Here is an 18,977-nt window from a genome sequence, read left to right on the forward strand (position 1 = left end):
CCGCGCCGTCGAGCCGGCCTGCCAGCTCGGGACTGCCGTCCTCGTCAGCCGGGCTTTTCCGCCGCTGTCTCCAGGTCGGCCAGCGCGTCCAGTACGCCGCGGTGGAAGGTCGGGTAGGCGTAGATCATGTTCCGCAGGAGGGAGACGGGGACGGCTGCGCGTACCGCGACGGCGAGCCCGTAGAGCACTTCGCCGCCCATGGGGCCCGCGCTCGTCGCGCCGACGAGTACCCCGCGGTCGGCGTCCTCGACCAGCTTCACCAGCCCGTCGTTGCCCGCCTTGTGGATCCAGCCACGGGTGCTGGACGGCACCTCGGACTGCCCGGTCCTGACGCTCAGCCCCTTGTCGCGCGCCGCCTGTTCCGTCAGTCCGACCGCGCCGATCTCCGGGTCGGTGAAGGTCACGCGGGAAACCGCCGAGTAGTCGGCTCCCGGGCCCTCCTGGCCGAGGACGGAGCGTACGGCGATGTCCGCCTGGTACATCGCCATGTGTGTGAAGGCGCCCTCGCCCGTCACGTCGCCCACGGCCCACACCCCGGGCGCCGCACGCATGTGCGCGTCCACGTGCAGGGCGCGGGCTTCGGGGTCGAGGCCGAGCGTGTCCAGGCCCAGCGACTTCAGCCGCGGGCGGCGGCCCGTGGCCACCAGGAGCCGCTGCGCGCTCAGTTCCTCGCCGTTCTCCAGGGTGAGGGTGAACGTGTCCCCGGAATGCCGTACGGCCGAGGCCCGCGCTCCCGTTCTGACGGTCACGCCCTCGGCGTCCAGTACGCGCTCAAGCAGCGCGGCCGACTCAGGCTCCTCCGGCGGAACCAGCCGCTCCGACGCCTCGACGACCGTCACCTCCGTCCCGAAACGGGAGAACCCCTGGGCCAGCTCCACGCCGACGGCACCGCCGCCGAGCACCAGCAGGGAACCGGGTGCCTCGGGCGTCGAGATCGCCTCGCGGTTGGTCCAGTACGGCGTCCCCTCCAGCCCTTCGACCGGGGGCACCATGGGGCCGCTCCCGGTGGCCACGACCACGGCACGCCTGGCGCTGTACGTCTCCCCGCCCGCCTCGACCTGCCCGGGACCGACGATCCGGCCGCGTGCCCGTACGAAGGTGCCGCCCTTGCCCGTGAACCGTTCCACCGCGCTCGCGTCGTCCCAGTCCGTCGTCGCCTCGTCCCTGATGCGTGCCGCGACCAGCGAGAAGTCCGGCTCCGCACGGGCAGGACCGGCCATGCCGGGCGAGCGTCCGACCTCGGCGAGCACGTTTCCCGCGCGGACGATCATCTTGCTGGGTACGCACGCCCAGTAGGGGCACTCGCCGCCGAGCAGTTCGGCCTCGACGCCCACGACATCGAGCCCTTCCTGCGCCAGCCGCCCGGCGACTTCCTCGCCCCCCGGCCCCATTCCGACGACGATGACATCGCACTCGCGTGCCATGGGCCCGGCCTCCTCGGCTCGACAGATGGTGTGTGTCCGGCAGGGCGACGGTGAGGTCTGCCACATGCGCTCACGCGAGCATACGAGCGAACCAGGACAACGGCATCCCCACCACGGACCCCCGGCCGCATATGCCCCGGAGCTGCGGGTGCCCCGGCTCCCGGTGCCTACGCTCCCGGTGCCTACGCTGCGGGCACCTCGGCTGCGGGCGCTCGGCTGCGGGCACCTCGGCGTGAGGGCGGGCGTTACGGCGTCGGCAGGGGTGAGGCGATGCCGACGGGGCAGACCAGCCAGTCGAAGGAGCCCAGCCCTTCCCTGGCGGTCAGTTCCGCCGCCTCTCCGGCAGCGCTCAGGGCCCGTACGTACGCGGCCGGATCGCTGTGTGCCAGTTCCAGAGGCGGCCTGCCCCCGCGTACGCCGAGCCGGTGCAGTGCCTCGCGCTGGGGGAGCAGCACCCCTCCGCCCTCCGCCACGAGTGCGGCGGCGTCGGCGCAGGCGTCCAGGGCGACATGCGCCGTGATGTCGTGGCGCCCGTCGGGGACGGGGCGTGTCTGGCGCCCCTCGCGGTATCCGGTGAGCGTTCCGAAGGGTGGCCGGGTCGCGCGGGTGTGCCCGTAGTCGACGGCAACGGCCGCACCCGCGCGCAGGGACCGTACGGCCGTGGTCCAGGCAGCGTCGCGCGGGTGCCCGATCTCGGCGCGCGAGCCCGGCTCCGTGCCCTCCAGGGGCCACCAGCGGGCCAGCCACCGCGCGTCCTCGCCCGCGACGGGGGGCCCGGGGTGCTCGTTGCCTTCCCCGTCCACCTGTACGAGGAGCGGGGTGCCCTCGGGGCCGGTCTCGGCGATGTCCAACGGCACGTTGTCCAGCCACTCGTTGGCGAACAGCAGCCCGGTGACCGTTCCGGGGCCCGGCAGATCGGGGCACCAGTCGATCCGGTCGTCCAGACCGGCGGGGCGCGGGCCGCGCTCGACCGCGCACGCGCGCAGACGGGCCGCGACACCGGCACCCGCCGGGCCTGCCGCCTCGGCCGTACCGGCTCCGTCGCCGCCGCTCGCCGTACCGACCCCGCCGCCGTCCGCCGTACCGGCCGCCAGCTCCTTCAGCACCCCGGAGAGCAGCTCTCCGCGCCCCGCGCCCACGTCCACCAGGTCGAGGCGGTCGGGGTGGCCCAGTGCCTCGTCCACGCGCAGCAGCAGCCGGGTCACCGCGCGGGCGAAGAGGGGTGAGGCGTGCACGGAGGTGCGGAAGTGCTCGGCGGGGGCCTCGTGGGTGAAGAAGCCGAGGGGGCCGTAGAGGGCGTGCTCGGCGGCCTCCCGCCAGCCGCGCTGCTCGGGGATCATGCGCCTCACGGTACGTGCGGACGGGTGTCCTCCACCTTGGGGAGTACACGGGGGCCCTATGGATCGGCCGTCCGGTTGACCTCTGCACGTACTTACCCTGCATACGCTGGGTTACGTGAACCGGCTCTACGACTTCATCCGCAGGCACCCCACGTGGGTGGACAGCCTATGGGCCGCGTTCCTGCTGCTGATGTCGTCGGCCTGGCTCCTGGCAAGCCTGACCGCGCCCGACGACACGACCGGGCTGCCGTACGGCCCCAAGGAGCAGATCGCCGCCATTCCCATCGCGCTCTCCATGTGCGCCGTGGTGGCGCTGCGGCGGCGGGCTCCCGAGAAGATGCTGCTGCTGGCCACCGGCACCGGGGTCGCGCAGGTCATCGCCGACGTAGAGCCGTTCCCCGGGAACTTCGCCTTCCTGGTCATCATCTTCACCGTCGCCTCCCGGCACACCCGCTGGGCCTCGCGCTTCGCGCTGGCCGGCTCCCTGCTGGCGCCCGCCATCGACCAGGCGCGCTGGCCCGGACCGCAGCACGACCTCACGGGCCAGATCTTCGGCACCCTCTTCATGACGCTGGCGTTCGTGATGGCCTGGGTGCTGGGCGACTCGCTGCGCACCCGTCGCGCCTACTACTCCCAGTTGGAGGAGCGCGCCACCCGCCTGGAGAAGGAGCGCGAGGCCCAGGCCAAGGTCGCCGTCGCGGCCGAGCGGGCCAGGATCGCGCGGGAGCTGCACGACGTGGTCGCGCACAACGTGTCCGTGATGGTCGTCCAGGCCGACGGCGCCGCCTATGTGCTGGACACGGCGCCCGACCAGACCCGCATGGCGCTGGAGACCATCTCGGGCACAGGACGCCAGGCCCTCGCCGAGATGCGCCGCCTCCTGGGCGTGCTGCGCACCGGGGACGGGGGCAAGCGCGAGGGCGGGGAGTACGTGCCGCAGCCCGGTGTCGAGCAGATCGCCGACCTGGTCGAGCAGGTGCGCGGCACCGGGCTCACCGTGGCCTTCAAGGTCGAGGGAACGCCGCAGCCGCTCCCCAGTAGCGTGGAGCTCACGGCGTACCGCATCGTGCAGGAAGCGCTCACCAACTCCCGTAAGCACGGGGGCCCCGAGGTGGGCGCGACCGTACTGCTGCGCTACGAGCCCGACGAGCTCCGTGTGTACGCGGAGGACGACGGCCGGGGAGCGCAGCGCGAGCTGTACGAGGACGGGGGCACGGACGGGCTCGGGCACGGTCTGATCGGAATGCGGGAACGTGTGGGCATGGTCGGCGGCGCCCTGGAGGCGGGGCCCCGCCCCGGCGGTGGCTTCCGCATCGCCGCCGCGCTCCCCCTCAAGGGCACCGACTGACCGCCTCAAGGGGCACCGACTGACCGCCTCAAGGGGCACAGACCGACCGCCTCAAGGGGCACCGCCGACCGAGTCCGTACAGCGCGACCGGCCGGAGGGCCCGTACCGCAGCACCACCGTCCACGTACCGCAAGAAGGGACAACGCATGACGATCCGCGTGATGCTCGTCGACGACCAGGCGCTGCTGCGCACCGGCTTCCGCATGGTGCTGAGCGCACAGCAGGACATGGAGGTCACGGCGGAGGCGAGCGACGGCGCCGAGGCGCTGTCCATCCTGCGCGGCACCGCCGTGGACGTGGTCCTTATGGACGTGCGGATGCCGAACGTCGACGGAGTCGAGGCGACCCGCCGCATCTGTGAGGAGGGCGAGGGCGGACCCGGCGACCCCAAGGTGCTCATCCTGACCACGTTCGACCTGGACGAGTACGCCTTCTCCGCGCTGAAGGCGGGTGCCAGTGGCTTCATGCTCAAGGACGTACCGCCCGGCGACCTGTTGGACGCCATCCGCGCGGTGCACAGCGGTGACGCCGTGGTCGCACCCAGCACGACCCGGCGGCTGATCGACCGCTTCTCCTCGATCCTGCCCGCGACCACGTCCGAGCCGCTCACCAAGGAGCTGGAACGGCTCACCGAACGCGAACGCGAGGTGCTCACGCTCATCGCGCAGGGCCTCTCCAACGGCGAGATCGCCGGCAAGCTCGTCCTGTCCGAGGCGACCGTGAAGACCCACGTAGGCCGCATCCTCGCCAAGCTCGGCCTGCGCGACCGCGTACAGGCCGTGGTCCTCGCCTACGAAACGGGCCTGGTACGCGCAGGCGGCACCACCAACTGACAAAACGCCCCCAGAAGGCGCCCCATAGGGGCGCGGGGAACTGCGCGCCAAGCCCCGCACAACCGGCACGCCACCACTCAGCGCCGCGAACACGGCGGATGGAACCCACCCGGTGCCGAGCACATCGCACGGCACCGGCTGACAAGACGCCCGCAGAAGGCGCCCCATAGGGGCGCGGGGAACTGCGCGCCAAGCCACACACAACCGGCACGCCACCACTCAGCGCCGCGAACACGGCGGACGGAACCACCCGATGCCGAGGCACACAACACAGCACCGGCACACAACACGGCACCGGCACACCAAAAGGCGCAAGGCTCGCGCAGCACTACCGCAGGACGGTCTCCAGGAAGTCGCTGCCCAGCCGGGCGACGACCTTCAGGTCCATCTGGTACTGCACATAGCGCCCCCTGCGGCGCGACGTGATCAGGCTCGCCTTCTTGAGGACCGACAGGTGCCGGGAGACCTCCGGCGAACTGAGCCCGTAGTAGTCGGCCAGTTCACCGGTGGTGTACGGCGCCCGCGCCAGGTGCCGGCACAGGCGCATCCGCATCGGGTGCGCGAGCGCCTCCATACGCAGCATGAACTGGTCGACCGAGGTCGGCCCCGGCAGCTCGGGCGCGGCCACCGGATAGTGCACTACAGGTCGCCAGGCGTACCGGTGGAGCACCAGGAGGTGCGGCCACTGGTAGACGGACGGGATGAAGGTGACACCGGCGCCCACGGCGGGGTCGACCGCCGTCGTCCGGGCACTGGAGAGCTTGTCCACATCGATACGGGTGCCCGCCTCGTCCACGGACAGGGCGGGTGAGACCGCCTCCAGCGTGGCTGCCAGCCCCTTGCGCCGCAGCAGTTCGCTCTTCTCCCGCGCGTCAGCGGTGAGCTGGAAGCGCACCCGGTTCCAGGTGTCGGCGAAGAACGCCTCGTCGCAGTCTTCGAACAGGCGCCGCACCCAGGCCCGTACGGCGGGCGGGTCGTCCAGGAGCCACTTGGTGAACTGGCGCTGCTGCGGACCGCGCGCCGAGGCCAGCTCCATGGCGCGCTCGCGCATCGAGGGGTCGGAGAGCGGGGAGCGCAGCTGTGGTGTCCCGTACAGCGTCGAGCAGGTGAACTCCAGGGAGGCGGAGACGAACTCCTCGTCGTCCAGCCGGTCCAGGATGTCCAGGTCGTCGGCGAGCGTCTCGCCCGGCTGTGCCGAGGCGTCCCGCAGCCCGGCGAAGCCCAGCAGGACGTCGGAGAAGGTCGTCCTCCACAGGAAGTCCGCCTCGCTCAGCCGGTCGGCGAGGTCCTGCTTGAGCCCCGCGTTCACCGCCGTGGTCCACCCGCAGACGCCGGGGTGGTGACCGGGCTCGGACAGCGTGTGCAGCGCCGTGCCCAGTTCAGCCAGGGGCGAAGGCGCGAAGACGATCCGCTCGGGCGGCAGACCCGCTATCTCGATGGTGACGCTCATGCCCCTATGGTGCGCCGCAGGTCAAGCGCGGGGCGCGTGGATTGACGAGGCCCGTCAATCGGCGGGGCGCGGATTGACGTCCCTGGTCAATCGGCGTGCTTCCGTGCGCTGTCGGACGCAGCGTCGTCGGTATGAGCATCCAAGAGCAGTACGCGATCGACACCTGGCGGCTCCGCGGTGCGGGACAGGCCGAGCCACCGGCCCCGGGCTCCCACGAGGCCAAGCTCCTGCGTGCCTGGTGGGTGGCCCGCAGGGAGGCCAAGGCGCTGCGCGACGGTACGGGGGGAGCGGCATCCCCGCCGGCGTCCAGGTGGACGTCCAGGCGGACGTCCCGGCGCCTCCGACGGCCTCCGCGCAGGGCTTAACATGGCGTGGTCACGTCCGGTACCGGCAGCACCAGCGGACCGGAACGCATACGGAAGGCCACTCCGTGAACACTCAGCAACCCCCTGGCGGCCCCCACGAGCCGCCGGCACCGGCACGGGCCGAGGACCGCCCCGCACGGCTCTCGGTCGGCGTCGTCGGCGCCGGCCGCGTCGGGCCCGCGCTCGCCGCGGCACTGCGGCTGGCCGGGCACCGCCCGGTCGCCGCTTCCGGCGTCTCGGAAACCTCCAGGCGCCGCGCCGCCGATCTGCTCCCCGACGTACCCCTGGTCGAGCCGGCCGAGGTCCTCGCGCGCGCCGACCTGGTCCTGCTGACCGTGCCCGACGACGCGCTGCCAGGGCTGGTGTCAGGACTGGCGCAGACGGGGGCCGTGCGACAGGGACAGCTCGTCGTGCACACCTCCGGGCGCTTCGGTACCGGAGTGCTCCAGCCCGCGCTGCGCGCAGGGGCGCTGCCGCTCGCGCTGCACCCCGCGATGACCTTCACCGGTACGGCCGTCGATGTGCAGCGGCTTGCCGGGTGCTCCTTCGGTGTCACGGCGCCGGAGGAGCTGCGGCTGGCGGCCCAGGCGCTCGTCATCGAGATGGGCGGCGAGCCGGAGTGGGTAGAGGAGGAGATGCGCGCCCTCTACCACGCGGCCCTCGCCATCGGTGCCAACCACCTCGTCACCCTGGTCACCCAGTCCATGGAGCTGCTGCGCGCCTCCGGCGTGCAGGCGCCCGACCGGATGCTCGGCCCGCTGCTCGGCGCCGCGCTAGACAACGCGCTGCGCTCCGGCGACTCGGCGCTGACGGGACCCGTGGCGCGCGGGGACGCGGGCACCGTCTCCGCACACGTCGCCGAGCTGAGCAAGCACGCGCCGCAGACCGTCGCCGGTTACCTCGCGATGGCCAGGGCGACGGCCGACAGGGCGCTCGCACACGGGCTGCTCAAGCCCGAACTGGCCGAGGCCCTGCTCGACGTGCTCTCGCACGGCCAGGCCACCGGTGAGCCCGGCGCCGGCGGGCACGGCAAGACCGGCGGAGACGGCAAGACCGGCGGGGACGGCAGAGACGGCACAGACGGCGGGCAAGGCGACGACGGAGAGCACGGGGGGACCGGCGAATGAGCCCCGTGCCACCTCCCGCCGTCGCCCGTACGGCGGCCGAACTGCGCGCCCTCCCACGCTCCGGTACCGACACCGGTACCGGCACCGGCACCGGCACCGCTGCCGGTGAGCGTGCCGTCGTGATGACCATGGGAGCCCTCCACGAGGGCCACGCCGCACTGGTGCGCGCGGCCCGCGAACGGGTCGGGCCCGGCGGCCAGGTCGTCGTCACCGTCTTCGTCAACCCGCTCCAGTTCGGCGAGGGCGAGGACCTGGAGCGCTATCCGCGCACCCTGGAGGCCGATCTGGCCGTCGCGGGCAAGGAGGGCGCCGACGTCGTCTTCGCGCCCCCGGCCGAGGAGGTGTACCCGGGCGGCGAACCCCAGGTGCGGATCACGGCAGGCCCGATGGGCGAGGTGCTGGAAGGCGCCGTACGCCCGGGGCACTTCGACGGGATGCTGACGGTCGTCGCCAAGATGCTGCACCTGACGGCGCCCGACGCCGCGTTCTTCGGCCAGAAGGACGCCCAGCAACTCGCCCTCGTACGGCGCATGGTGCGCGATCTGAACTTCCCCGTACGCGTGGTCGCCGTACCGACCGTGCGCGAGGACGACGGGCTGGCTCTCTCCAGCCGCAACCGCTACTTGTCCGCTGCGGAGCGCGCACACGGACTCGCGCTCTCACGCGCGCTCGCGGCCGGTGAACGCGCCCTGGGGCAGGGCGGCCAGGACGCCGGAGCCGTGCTGCGCGCCGCGCGTGACGTCCTCGCCGCCGCCTCGGGGCTCGTCGTCGACTACGTGGCGCTGGTCGACCCCGGGAGCTTCACGGAGATCCGGAGCGGGAAGTGGGAGGGCGAGGCCGTGCTCGCCGTCGCAGCGCGCGCCGGCACCACCCGGCTCATCGACAACGCCCCGCTCCACTTCGGAAAGCGGAACCCATGACGGAGCACAGCGACCGGATAGGCGCCGAGCCGCTCACGGCGCCCGCACCCGGCTGGACGGTCGAGGCCGACGTGGTCGTGGTCGGTTCCGGCGTCGCCGGCCTCACGGCCGCACTGCGCTGCGCCGCCACGGGAGCCCGTACGGTCGTCGTCACCAAGGCCCGCCTCGACGACGGCTCGACCCGCTGGGCGCAGGGCGGCATCGCCGCGGCGCTCGACGAGGGCGACACCCCCGGCCAGCACCTCGACGACACCCTGGTCGCGGGCGCCGGGCTGTGCGACGAGGAGGCCGTACGCACCCTCGTCACCGAGGGCCCCGACGCCGTACGCCGCCTCATCGCGGCCGGCGCGCGCTTCGACACGACCGGGGAAACCGGCGCCCTCGCACTCACCCGCGAGGGTGGCCACCACCGCCGCCGCATCGCCCACGCGGGCGGTGACGCGACCGGCGCCGAGATCTCCCGCGCGCTGGTGGAGGCCGTACACGCGCAGAAGGACCTGCGCACGGTCGAGAACGCCCTTGTGCTCGAACTCCTCAAGGACGGCGCCGGCCACGCGGCGGGCGTGACCCTGCACGTCATGGGCGAGGGCCAGCACGACGGCGTCGGCGCCGTACGCGCACCCGCCGTCGTCCTCGCCACCGGTGGTATGGGGCAGGTGTTCGCCGCGACGACGAACCCGCCCGTCTCCACGGGAGACGGCGTCGCGCTCGCGCTGCGTGCCGGGGCCGAGGTGTCCGATCTGGAGTTCGTCCAGTTCCACCCCACGGTGCTCTACCTGGGCCCGGAGGCGGAGGGGCAGCAGCCGCTGATCTCCGAGGCGGTACGCGGTGAGGGCGCGCACCTCGTCGACGCGGACGGCGTCCGCTTCATGGAGGGCCGGCACCCGCTCGCCGAACTGGCGCCCCGCGACATCGTGGCCAAGGGCATCATGCGGCACGCCGCCGCCCGCGGCACCGACCACATGTTCCTCGACGGCCGCCACTTCGGCGCCGCGATGTGGGAGACCCGCTTCCCGACGATCCTCGCCGCCTGCCGTGCCCACGGCATCGACCCCGTACGCTCCCCGATCCCGGTGGCGCCGGCTGCGCACTACGCCTCCGGCGGCGTACGCACCGACCTGTACGGGCGCACGACCGTGCCGGGGCTGTACGCCTGCGGCGAGGTCGCCTGCACGGGCGTGCACGGTGCCAACAGGCTCGCCTCCAACAGCCTGTTGGAGGGCCTCGTGTTCGCCGAACGGATCGCGGAACACGTCACCGAGCGGGCCGCGGAACACGTCCCGGGGCACCCCCACGCCGCCGACCCGGCCCCCAACGCCGGGCAGCACACGCCCACTTCACCGGAAGCGGGGGACGCCCGCACGCCGGGGAGCGCCCGCACGCCGGGAAGCACCCGTGCGCCCGGGAACGAGGGGGCTGCGGGGAACGTGGCGAACGCCACCACCCAGCACGCGACGTCGCTGCTGCCGGCGGAAGCACGTCACGCGGTGCAGAGGATCATGACCGGTGGTGCGGGAGTGCTGCGTTCCGCGCGTAGTCTCCTCAGCGCCGCCGGGCAACTCGCCGCGCTTCCGGCCGAACTGGCCGACAAGCCGGCCGAGCCGGGTGTGGACACATGGGAGGCGACCAACCTCCACCTCGTGGCCCGTGTCCTCGTCGCAGCCGCACTGCGGCGCGAGGAGACGCGGGGGTGCCACTGGCGCGAGGACCACCCGGACCGTGACGACACGCGCTGGCGGCGCCACCTCGTCGTGAGCCTCCCGCTCACCGTCCGTACGACACAGACGACCGCGTTCCCGCCGGTCGCGCCCAAGGAGAGAACGTGACCAGCCCGGAACCAGTAGACCTGTCCCTCCTCCAGATCGGCGGCCCCGCGACGACTGCCGAGCCGCCCGGCCAGGGCGGCTGCGGCGACGGCTGCGGCTGCGCCGCCGGCGAGGCCGAGGGCGAGGGCGCCGATCTCGATCCGCTCGAATGCGGCCTCGACCCCGACCTGGCGCAACTCCTGCTGGACTCGGGCCTCGACCCGGTCCAGGTCGAGGACATCGCACACCTGGCCGTTGAGGAGGACCTCGACCGCGGCGTGGACGTCACCAGCGTGGCCACGGTCCCCGAAGGGTCCTTCGCCACGGGCGACTTCACCGCGCGTGAGGCGGGCACCGTCGCGGGGCTGCGGGTCGCCGAGGCGGTCCTGTCGGTGGTGTGCACCGACGAGTTCGAGGTGGAGCGGCACGTCCTGGACGGCGACAGGGTCGAGGCGGGCGACAAGCTGCTGACCGTACGCACCAACACCCGCGACCTGCTCACGGGCGAGCGCAGCGCCCTCAACCTGCTGTGCCGCCTCTCGGGCATCGCCACGGCGACCCGCGCCTGGTCCGACGCGCTGGAGGGCACGAAGACGCGCGTACGGGACACCAGGAAGACGACGCCAGGGCTGCGCGCGCTGGAGAAGTTCGCCGTGCGCTGCGGCGGCGGGGTCAACCACCGCATGTCGCTCTCGGACGCCGCGCTCATCAAGGACAACCACGTGATCGCGGCCGGCGGTGTGGGCGAGGCGTTCGCGCGGGTGAGGGCCGAGTTCCCCGACATCCCGATCGAGGTCGAAGTGGACAGGCTCGATCAGATCACGCCCGTTCTGAACCAGGGTGCGGATCTGATCCTTCTCGACAACTTCGGCCCGGAACAGACCGCCGAGGCAGTCGCGCTGGTCGCGGGCCAGGCGAAGCTGGAGTCCTCGGGCCGCCTCACGCTGGAGAACGCGCCCGCATACGCGGCGGCCGGCGTCGACTTCCTCGCCGTCGGCAGCCTCACGCACTCCTCCCCGATCCTCGACATCGGCCTGGACCTTCGAGAGGAATCGGCCTGATGCTGCTGACCATCGACGTGGGCAACACCCACACCGTTCTGGGCCTGTTCGACGGGGAGGAGATCGTCGAGCACTGGCGCATCTCGACCGAGGCGCGTCGTACGGCGGACGAACTCGCCGTGCTCCTCCAGGGGTTGATGGGCATGCACCCGCTCCTCGGCGAGGAACTGGGCGACAACGTCGAGGGCATCGCCATCTGCTCGACCGTCCCCTCGGTACTGCACGAGCTGCGCGAGGTGACCCGCCGCTACTACGGCGACATCCCCGCCGTCCTGGTCGAGCCAGGGGTCAAGACGGGCGTGCCGATCCTGATGGACAACCCCAAGGAGGTCGGCGCCGACCGCATCATCAACGCGCTCGCCGCCGTCGAGCTGTACGGCGGCCCCTGTGTGGTCGTCGACTTCGGCACGGCCACGACCTTCGACGCGGTCTCCGCACGCGGCGAGTACGTCGGCGGCGTGATCGCACCCGGTATCGAGATCTCCGTGGACGCACTGGGCGTACGCGGCGCACAGCTCCGCAAGATCGAGATCGCCCGCCCGCGCAGCGTCATCGGCAAGAACACCGTCGAGGCCATGCAGTCGGGCATCATCTACGGCTTCGCTGGGCAGGTCGACGGCGTCGTGAACCGCATGGCGACCGAGCTGGCCGACGACCCGGACGAGGTCACGGTGATCGCCACCGGCGGCCTCGCGCCCATGGTGCTGGGCGAGTCCAGCGTCATCGACGAGCACGAGCCCTGGCTCACCCTGATCGGCCTGCGGCTGGTCTATGAGCGCAACGTAGACCGGAGCTGACCGAGACCGACCGCAGCCGCCCCAAGCTGATCGCAACCGCCCCGAGGCGACTGGACGCGAGCCGAGCCGACTGGACGACCGGTCCGACTGGCTCCCACCCAAGCCGACCCGCAACGAGCCGAATCGGCTTCCGGAAAGCCCGATACGAATCCGGCAGAAAAGCAGCACGCAAAGGGCGGCGCCGCTCACAAAGCAGTCATAAAGCGGGCGTCATACGCCACGCCGTGCCTCCGGGCGATAAGCACATTTAGCGGATACGCGCCGTATCGTCGCCGCATGCCAACGCCCTACGGTTCCCGAGGAGGCGTGGCGTTCAGCGCGGACGAGCTGCGTGTGCTCGGCGGCGCCCTCGCCATCGCCCTCCAGTCCGACCCCGCGCCCGAGGAGGCGCGGGACTACTTGCGCCTCGCCGAGGCCGTGGAGGAGACGGTGCGCGAGGGATACAGGCTGCGGTCCTTCCTGCTCGGCGACCTCGCCCGGTACCGCGAGGCGCTCCCCGGTGCGGCGCCCGGCTACCTCGACCAGCTGGAGGCGGCGCTCACCACGGGTTACCTCCCCCGCCCCGACGACCTCGCGGCGCTGCGCACGCTGTGCGGCGAGGCCGCGGGAGAGCCCGAGACGGACCGCCGCCTCGCGCTGCTGCACCGCTGCGAGAGCCTCGCCGAGAGCGCCGTGCGCGCCCGCCTCCGCGGCCTGTCCGGTTCCCCTGCCGTGCCAGGGCCCGCCTGCGTTCCCGCAGGCCGCACGCCGCAGCACGACGAGACGGCCCCGTCGCCCGCGACGGCCGGGGACGAGCCCACGCGGAAGCCGGCCCCCGAGCCCGAGCCCGAGCGGAAGCCCGAACCCGAGCGCGAACCGGAGCCCGGTGCCGAGCCACAGTCGCCGCCCTCCCGGCCCGTCCCCACACCGGGCGAGGTCTTCCCGCCCCGCAGGCGCTCGGCGCCGCACCCCGGGCGCGAGGCGCCGGACACACCGGATACGCCGGAAACACCGGAATCGGAGCTGTCGGAGACATCGGAAAACGTGCCGCGGGAAACGCAGTTGAGGGAAACGCCGGAGTCGCCGGAGCCCGAGCGGGAGAGGCACCCGATTCCCGCCTGAAGCCCCCGCGTTACGCTGGACGCCTGCTCACCGAGGAGGCCCAGCCATGGACTACGTCGCCGCACTCACCCCGCCGTTCGTGATGGCGGTGGCATTCACTGCGCTCATCGTGACGATCGTCAAGAGCCAGGGTGGCGCCAACAAGGCCAAGGAAGACGGCGCCGTCGATGCCGCACTGGCCGAGGCCAAGTCCACGCGCCAGAAGTCCGAGGACTGACTCGATTCGGACATCTCCGACTATTATTCTTCCGTGCCGAGGCCATTGGGAGAGTTGGAAGATGCCGTGATGACGCGGGTATGGCGATGGAACCGCCCCGTCACCGTCAGGGAAGTCCTCGAAGATCTGCAGAAGGAACGCACCGTCGCCTACACGACGGTGATGACCGTAATGGACAACCTGCGCCAGAAGGGCTGGCTCCGGCGGGATCAAGAAGGCCGGGCCTATCGATATGCGGCGGTCTCCACTCGTGCCGCCTACTCGGCGGCTCTCATGAACGAGGCGTGGTCGACCAGTGACAACCCGGCATCCGCTCTCGTGGACTTCTTCGGGATGATGTCGCCGGAACAGGTCGAGGTGCTGCGCGACGCCTTGCGCGTCGTACAACTGAACGGCGTCCATCTCGACGCCCCCGGCGGAGAGCCGGGCGACCAGGAGCGATAGCGTCCGTTCATGCGAGAACGCGTACCGCTATCCGAAGTCACCATCCGCAGGGCACGCACGGCCGATGTCCCCGCTCTGCGCGGGCTCCTTGACGTGTACTCGCGCGACCGCATCCTGCTCGACAAAGCCACGGTGACGCTTTACGAGGACATCCAGGAGTTCTGGGTAGCGGAACAGGACACCGATGCCGAAGTTGTCGGCTGCGGTGCCCTGCACGTCATGTGGGAGGACCTGGCCGAGGTCAGGACGCTCGCCGTCGCTCCGACCCAGCGCGGAACCGGGGTCGGGCACATGCTCCTGGAGAAGCTGCTCACGACGGCGCGGTGGATCGGTGTGCGGCGTATTTTCTGTCTCACCTTCGAAGTGGACTTCTTCACCAAGCACGGCTTCACCGAGATCGGCGAGACACCTGTGGACGGCGATGTCTACAGCGAGCTGCTGCGTTCCTATGACGAGGGAGTCGCGGAGTTCCTGGGTCTCGAACGAGTGAAGCCGAACACCTTGGGCAACAGCCGCATGCTGCTGCATCTCTGAACCGTCGCACAGAACAGCCACCACTATGTCCGAAAGATCCCGCCAATCCCAGCGGGTGGACGGGCAAACTCAGCCGAGGGTTTGTGTTTCTCCGGGAAAAGCGGTTTGCTTTCGTCGGCAGTATCAGTAATCCGTTATCGATGACGAATGGGAGTAGCCGGTGGCACAGAAGGTTCAGGTTCTTCTTGTCGACGACCTCGACGGCGGCGAAGCCGACGAGACAGTGACGTTCGCACTGGACGGGAAGACCTACGAGATCGACCTCACCACCGCTAATGCGGACAAGCTCCGTGGCGCTCTGGAGCCCTATCTGAAGAGCGGGCGCCGTACCGGTGGCCGTTCCGCACGCGGAAAGGGCGGCCGTGCCGCTTCCGGCGGTGGCAGCAGCCAGGACACCGCGAAGATCCGCGCGTGGGCCAAGGAGCAGGGCTACGAGGTCAACGACAGGGGTCGCGTCCCGGCCAGCATTCGTGAGGCCTACGAGAAGGCCAACGGCTGAGAGGGCCGGATGCCCAACCGGGCCCGGTGGCACTCCGTCGCCGCAGCACCGACAAGCCGTACGAGATCCACGCCGGGAACCGGCGCTCCCGGCTCGCACCCCGACTCGGGAGGTCGCAGCCACAGGGCGGCGGCCTCCCGAGGGTCGTAGGCGGAGCGGGCAGTCAGCTCCAGCTCGACCCCGCCCCACTCCAGCCACTCCAGCAGCCCCGGCAGCTCTTCGGCGCTGCCGGACGGCACCAGCAGCAGGACGCGCTCGCGCACCGGGTCGTAGGCAACAGGGCCGGTGCGCAGTCCCCGGCGCCGCAGCAGCGCCCTGCCGGCGCGGGCAGGCACCTCCAGTACATCGGCGACCCCGGCCGGCCCCGCGCTCTCGGCGCCCTGGGGCCCGGCGCGTGGAATCGCGAACGTCATGCACGGTGCAACCGGCCGAACAGCGGTGACGTTACGCAGAGTTGGCTTCCACTACTCTCTGTGCCCAGATGGGCGGGGTGCTCGTGTCTCCGCGAAGTCTGTTCGCCATCAGCGGATGAGCTGTGCCGTATCGGCGGTATGCCGCATGGAGTGTCACCGCCAGCGGGTAAGAAGGCACTAACGGAGACGGAAGCCCAGGTGACAGCGGGCGGAGCGGGGGTGAGGTACGACGGGGTCGAACGGGAGCGGGCGTGTCGGTGCGGGGGCGTTCGCCGTCGGCGTAGTGGATCCAGGTGAATACGCCTGGCCTGCGGGAACATCGTCTCGCACCATCGGGTTGGAACTGTTGTCGGCTGTCCGGGACAGGAGGCGCATACGCGACTGGGCCGGTGTCGGCAGTTGGAATGAGCGGTCCCCCGTTGCGGGACTAAGCTGCGGAAGGACAGCGAGGGGAGCGTCCCCTCACTGCCTGACCGCTCTGAGGAGCGAATAACGATGTTCGAGAGGTTCACCGACCGCGCGCGGCGGGTTGTCGTCCTGGCTCAGGAAGAAGCCCGGATGCTCAACCACAACTACATCGGCACTGAACACATCCTCCTGGGCCTGATCCACGAGGGTGAGGGTGTCGCCGCTAAGGCACTGGAGAGCCTCGGGATTTCGCTTGAGGCTGTCCGCCAGCAGGTGGAGGAAATCATCGGGCAGGGCCAGCAGGCGCCGTCCGGTCACATCCCCTTCACCCCCCGTGCCAAGAAGGTGCTGGAGCTCTCGCTCCGCGAAGCCCTTCAGCTGGGCCACAACTACATCGGCACCGAGCACATCCTGCTCGGTCTGATCCGCGAGGGCGAGGGCGTCGCAGCCCAGGTCCTCGTGAAGCTCGGCGCCGACCTGAACAGGGTGCGCCAGCAGGTCATCCAGCTCCTTTCCGGTTACTCGGGTGGTAAGGAGGCCGCCACGGCAGGCGGCCCCGCTGAGGGCACGCCTTCCACCTCGCTCGTCCTGGACCAGTTCGGCCGCAACCTCACGCAGGCCGCACGGGAGTCCAAGCTCGACCCGGTCATCGGGCGCGAGAAGGAAATCGAGCGGGTCATGCAGGTCCTTTCCCGCCGTACGAAGAACAACCCCGTGCTCATCGGCGAGCCCGGCGTCGGCAAGACCGCCGTCGTCGAGGGGCTGGCGCAGGCCATCGTCAAGGGCGAGGTGCCCGAGACCCTCAAGGACAAGCACCTCTACACCCTGGACCTGGGCGCGCTGGTCGCCGGCTCCCGTTACCGCGGTGACTTCGAGGAGCGCCTGAAGAAGGTGCTCAAGGAGATCCGTACGCGCGGCGACATCATCCTGTTCATCGACGAGCTGCACACCCTGGTCGGCGCCGGCGCCGCCGAGGGGGCGATCGACGCGGCGAGCATCCTCAAGCCGATGCTGGCCCGCGGTGAGCTGCAGACGATCGGTGCCACGACGCTGGACGAGTACCGCAAGTACCTGGAGAAGGACGCGGCGCTCGAGCGCCGCTTCCAGCCCATCCAGGTCGCGGAGCCGTCGCTTCCGCACACCATCGAGATCCTCAAGGGTCTGCGCGACCGTTACGAGGCGCACCACCGCGTCTCGATCACGGACGCCGCCCTGGTCGGCGCCGCGACGCTCGCGGACCGTTACATCTCGGACCGCTTCCTGCCGGACAAGGCCATCGACCTGATCGACGAGGCCGGCTCCCGGATGCGCATCCGCCGGATGACAGCGCCGCCGGACCTGCGCGAGTTCGACGAGAAGATCGCGAACGTGCGCAGGGACAAGGAGTCCGCGATCGACTCGCAGGACTTCGAGAAGGCCGCCTCCCTCCGGGACACCGAGAAGCAGCTTCTCGCGCAGAAGACCAAGCGTGAGAAGGAGTGGAAGGCCGGCGACATGGATGTCGTCGCCGAGGTGGACGAGGAGCTGATCGCGGAGGTCTTGGCCACGGCCACCGGCATCCCGGTCTTCAAGCTCACCGAGGAGGAGTCCTCGCGCCTGCTGCGCATGGAGGACGAGCTGCACAAGCGCGTCATCGGCCAGGAGGACGCCATCAAGGCGCTCTCCCAGGCGATCCGGCGTACGCGTGCGGGCCTCAAGGACCCGAAGCGGCCCGGTGGTTCGTTCATCTTCGCCGGTCCTTCCGGTGTGGGTAAGACCGAGCTGAGCAAGACGCTCGCCGAGTTCCTCTTCGGGGACGAGGAAGCGCTCATCTCTCTCGACATGTCGGAGTTCAGCGAGAAGCACACCGTCTCGCGGCTGTTCGGCTCCCCGCCCGGTTATGTGGGTTACGAGGAGGGCGGCCAGCTCACCGAGAAGGTGCGGCGCAAGCCGTTCTCCGTGGTTCTCTTCGACGAGGTCGAGAAGGCGCACCCGGACATCTTCAACTCCCTGTTGCAGATCCTGGAGGACGGTCGGCTGACCGACTCCCAGGGCCGGGAAGTGGACTTCAAGAACACGGTCATCATCATGACCACGAACCTCGGCACGCGGGACATCTCCAAGGGCTTCAACCTCGGCTTCGCGGGACAGGGCGACACGAAGGCCGGCTACGACCGGATGAAGGCCAAGGTCAACGACGAGCTGAAGCAGCACTTCCGGCCCGAGTTCCTCAACCGTGTCGATGACACGGTGGTCTTCCACCAGCTGACCAGGGAGGACATCATCCGCATCGTGGACCTGATGCTCCACCAGGTCGATGAGCGGCTGAAGGACCGGGACATGGGCATCGAGCTGAGCACCGATGCCAAGGAGCTGCTCGCGAAGAAGGGTTACGACCCCGTGATGGGTGCCCGGCCGTTGCGCCGGACCATCCAGCGCGAGATCGAGGACATCCTCTCCGAGAAGATCCTCTTCGGTGACCTGCGGCCCGGACACATCGTGGTCGTGGGGACCGAGGGTGAGGGTGAGGCGAAGGCGTTCACGTTCCGTGGGGAGGAGAAGGCGGCGCTGCCGGATGCTCCGCCGGTGGAGTCCGCTGCTGGGGGCGGGCCCAACCTTTCCAAGGAGGCGTAGGCAGTTGCGGCTGGCGCCTTAGCCTTTGCGCTTGTGCCTTTGCGGGGTCGGCACCTTCGGGTGTCGGCCCCGCGTTTTGTTTGTCAGGTGGCCCTGTGTGGGCCTTGCCAGCTCTTATGGGGCTGCGCCCCGTGCCCCCTGTCGTGGTTCCTGTTATTTGAAGCCAGTTTCCGTTCCTTATGGGGCTTCGCCCCTTGCCCCGTTGGCCTCGCCGGCCGGGCGTCGGGGGGCTCCGCCCCCCGGCAATCCCCCCGCCAAAAGGGGCTCCGCCCCCTCTG

At 70.8% G+C, this 18,977-nt stretch carries 18 protein-coding genes; 14 read left to right on the forward strand and 4 right to left on the reverse strand.

Translation table 11 applies throughout. The annotated features are described in order from the left end of the window. Nucleotides 1-44: 44 nt before the first annotated feature. Together NMN56_RS08410 and NMN56_RS08415 are read right to left on the reverse strand one after the other, a co-directional pair. Nucleotides 45-1,424 carry a dihydrolipoyl dehydrogenase family protein gene (locus tag NMN56_RS08410; RefSeq protein ID WP_274044315.1) on the reverse strand — a complete coding sequence of 460 codons (1,380 nt, stop codon included), beginning with the start codon at nucleotides 1,422-1,424 and terminating at the stop codon, nucleotides 45-47. Nucleotides 1,425-1,669: 245 nt separating this feature from the next. Continuing rightward, the gene (locus NMN56_RS08415) at nucleotides 1,670-2,764 is read right to left on the reverse strand and encodes an SAM-dependent methyltransferase (RefSeq protein WP_274044313.1); all 1,095 of its coding nucleotides are present in this window, start codon (nucleotides 2,762-2,764) and stop codon (nucleotides 1,670-1,672) included. A gap of 115 nt (nucleotides 2,765-2,879) precedes the next feature. Here NMN56_RS08415 and NMN56_RS08420 point away from each other — a divergent pair, with 115 nt between their 5' ends. After that, a complete protein-coding gene (locus tag NMN56_RS08420) occupies nucleotides 2,880-4,112 on the forward strand; it encodes a sensor histidine kinase (RefSeq protein WP_274044312.1) in 1,233 nt (410 codons plus the stop codon). A gap of 146 nt (nucleotides 4,113-4,258) precedes the next feature. Next, on the forward strand, nucleotides 4,259-4,945 hold the full coding sequence (locus NMN56_RS08425) for a response regulator (protein WP_274044311.1): 687 nt from the start codon (nucleotides 4,259-4,261) through the stop codon (nucleotides 4,943-4,945). Between the two features lie 328 nt (nucleotides 4,946-5,273). Here the strand turns inward: NMN56_RS08425 and NMN56_RS08430 are convergent, their stop codons facing one another. Continuing rightward, nucleotides 5,274-6,395: a DUF5937 family protein gene (locus tag NMN56_RS08430; protein ID WP_274044310.1), complete on the reverse strand. Its 1,122-nt coding sequence runs from the start codon at nucleotides 6,393-6,395 to the stop codon at nucleotides 5,274-5,276. Nucleotides 6,396-6,526: 131 nt separating this feature from the next. Between NMN56_RS08430 and NMN56_RS08435 the strand changes: the two genes are divergently transcribed. The 11 genes from NMN56_RS08435 (at nucleotide 6,527) to NMN56_RS08485 (ending at nucleotide 15,265) form a co-directional block, all read left to right on the forward strand. Continuing rightward, nucleotides 6,527-6,760, forward strand: a complete 234-nt coding sequence (locus tag NMN56_RS08435; RefSeq protein WP_274044309.1) for a hypothetical protein — start codon at nucleotides 6,527-6,529, stop codon at nucleotides 6,758-6,760. 65 nt (nucleotides 6,761-6,825) lie between these two features. Beyond that, a complete protein-coding gene (locus NMN56_RS08440) occupies nucleotides 6,826-7,887 on the forward strand; it encodes a Rossmann-like and DUF2520 domain-containing protein (RefSeq protein ID WP_274044308.1) in 1,062 nt (353 codons plus the stop codon). Further along, the gene (gene panC / locus NMN56_RS08445) at nucleotides 7,884-8,807 is read left to right on the forward strand and encodes a pantoate--beta-alanine ligase (RefSeq protein ID WP_274044307.1); all 924 of its coding nucleotides are present in this window, start codon (nucleotides 7,884-7,886) and stop codon (nucleotides 8,805-8,807) included. The genes NMN56_RS08440 and panC overlap by 4 nt, the downstream gene beginning before the upstream one ends. After that, complete coding sequence (locus NMN56_RS08450) at nucleotides 8,804-10,633, forward strand: L-aspartate oxidase (protein ID WP_274044306.1); 1,830 nt, start codon at nucleotides 8,804-8,806, stop codon at nucleotides 10,631-10,633. Before panC ends, NMN56_RS08450 begins: the two co-directional genes overlap by 4 nt. Beyond that, on the forward strand, nucleotides 10,630-11,673 hold the full coding sequence (gene nadC / locus NMN56_RS08455; protein ID WP_274044305.1) for a carboxylating nicotinate-nucleotide diphosphorylase: 1,044 nt from the start codon (nucleotides 10,630-10,632) through the stop codon (nucleotides 11,671-11,673). The genes NMN56_RS08450 and nadC overlap by 4 nt, the downstream gene beginning before the upstream one ends. Continuing rightward, nucleotides 11,673-12,470: a type III pantothenate kinase gene (locus tag NMN56_RS08460; RefSeq protein WP_274044304.1), complete on the forward strand. Its 798-nt coding sequence runs from the start codon at nucleotides 11,673-11,675 to the stop codon at nucleotides 12,468-12,470. The genes nadC and NMN56_RS08460 overlap by 1 nt, the downstream gene beginning before the upstream one ends. A gap of 276 nt (nucleotides 12,471-12,746) precedes the next feature. Continuing rightward, nucleotides 12,747-13,571: a hypothetical protein gene (locus NMN56_RS08465; RefSeq protein ID WP_274044303.1), complete on the forward strand. Its 825-nt coding sequence runs from the start codon at nucleotides 12,747-12,749 to the stop codon at nucleotides 13,569-13,571. A gap of 46 nt (nucleotides 13,572-13,617) precedes the next feature. Next, complete coding sequence (locus NMN56_RS08470; RefSeq protein WP_274044302.1) at nucleotides 13,618-13,788, forward strand: hypothetical protein; 171 nt, start codon at nucleotides 13,618-13,620, stop codon at nucleotides 13,786-13,788. Between the two features lie 33 nt (nucleotides 13,789-13,821). Continuing rightward, the gene (locus NMN56_RS08475) at nucleotides 13,822-14,232 is read left to right on the forward strand and encodes a BlaI/MecI/CopY family transcriptional regulator (RefSeq protein WP_274044301.1); all 411 of its coding nucleotides are present in this window, start codon (nucleotides 13,822-13,824) and stop codon (nucleotides 14,230-14,232) included. A 9-nt stretch (nucleotides 14,233-14,241) separates the two neighbouring features. Beyond that, nucleotides 14,242-14,766: an amino-acid N-acetyltransferase gene (locus NMN56_RS08480; RefSeq protein WP_274044300.1), complete on the forward strand. Its 525-nt coding sequence runs from the start codon at nucleotides 14,242-14,244 to the stop codon at nucleotides 14,764-14,766. A gap of 160 nt (nucleotides 14,767-14,926) precedes the next feature. Further along, nucleotides 14,927-15,265 carry a histone-like nucleoid-structuring protein Lsr2 gene (locus NMN56_RS08485; RefSeq protein WP_274044299.1) on the forward strand — a complete coding sequence of 113 codons (339 nt, stop codon included), beginning with the start codon at nucleotides 14,927-14,929 and terminating at the stop codon, nucleotides 15,263-15,265. Here NMN56_RS08485 and NMN56_RS08490 read toward each other — a convergent pair. Beyond that, nucleotides 15,244-15,678, reverse strand: a complete 435-nt coding sequence (locus tag NMN56_RS08490; RefSeq protein ID WP_274044298.1) for a hypothetical protein — start codon at nucleotides 15,676-15,678, stop codon at nucleotides 15,244-15,246. The two genes, NMN56_RS08485 and NMN56_RS08490, sit on opposite strands and share 22 nt — an antisense overlap. A gap of 495 nt (nucleotides 15,679-16,173) precedes the next feature. On the opposite strand from NMN56_RS08490, the gene NMN56_RS08495 reads away from it, so the two are divergent. Then, the gene (locus NMN56_RS08495; RefSeq protein ID WP_274044296.1) at nucleotides 16,174-18,699 is read left to right on the forward strand and encodes an ATP-dependent Clp protease ATP-binding subunit; all 2,526 of its coding nucleotides are present in this window, start codon (nucleotides 16,174-16,176) and stop codon (nucleotides 18,697-18,699) included. The last annotated feature ends 278 nt before the right edge of the window (nucleotides 18,700-18,977 follow it).

Origin of the sequence: Streptomyces iconiensis (assembly GCF_028657195.3) — a bacterium.
Taxonomy (GTDB): Bacteria; Actinomycetota; Actinomycetes; order Streptomycetales; family Streptomycetaceae; genus Streptomyces; species Streptomyces iconiensis.

Excerpts from the sequence above, each read along its gene's own strand:
- NMN56_RS08410 (WP_274044315.1), bottom strand. The coding sequence starts at position 1,424 with ATGGCACGCGAGTGCGATGTCATCGTCGTCGGAATGGGGCCGGGGGGC.
- NMN56_RS08415 (WP_274044313.1), bottom strand. The coding sequence starts at position 2,764 with ATGATCCCCGAGCAGCGCGGCTGGCGGGAGGCCGCCGAGCACGCCCTC.
- NMN56_RS08425 (WP_274044311.1), top strand. The coding sequence starts at position 4,259 with ATGACGATCCGCGTGATGCTCGTCGACGACCAGGCGCTGCTGCGCACC.
- NMN56_RS08430 (WP_274044310.1), bottom strand. The coding sequence starts at position 6,395 with ATGAGCGTCACCATCGAGATAGCGGGTCTGCCGCCCGAGCGGATCGTC.
- NMN56_RS08435 (WP_274044309.1), top strand. The coding sequence starts at position 6,527 with ATGAGCATCCAAGAGCAGTACGCGATCGACACCTGGCGGCTCCGCGGT.
- panC (WP_274044307.1), top strand. The coding sequence starts at position 7,884 with ATGAGCCCCGTGCCACCTCCCGCCGTCGCCCGTACGGCGGCCGAACTG.
- NMN56_RS08450 (WP_274044306.1), top strand. The coding sequence starts at position 8,804 with ATGACGGAGCACAGCGACCGGATAGGCGCCGAGCCGCTCACGGCGCCC.
- NMN56_RS08460 (WP_274044304.1), top strand. The coding sequence starts at position 11,673 with ATGCTGCTGACCATCGACGTGGGCAACACCCACACCGTTCTGGGCCTG.
- NMN56_RS08465 (WP_274044303.1), top strand. The coding sequence starts at position 12,747 with ATGCCAACGCCCTACGGTTCCCGAGGAGGCGTGGCGTTCAGCGCGGAC.
- NMN56_RS08470 (WP_274044302.1), top strand. The coding sequence starts at position 13,618 with ATGGACTACGTCGCCGCACTCACCCCGCCGTTCGTGATGGCGGTGGCA.
- NMN56_RS08480 (WP_274044300.1), top strand. The coding sequence starts at position 14,242 with ATGCGAGAACGCGTACCGCTATCCGAAGTCACCATCCGCAGGGCACGC.
- NMN56_RS08490 (WP_274044298.1), bottom strand. The coding sequence starts at position 15,678 with ATGACGTTCGCGATTCCACGCGCCGGGCCCCAGGGCGCCGAGAGCGCG.
- NMN56_RS08495 (WP_274044296.1), top strand. The coding sequence starts at position 16,174 with ATGTTCGAGAGGTTCACCGACCGCGCGCGGCGGGTTGTCGTCCTGGCT.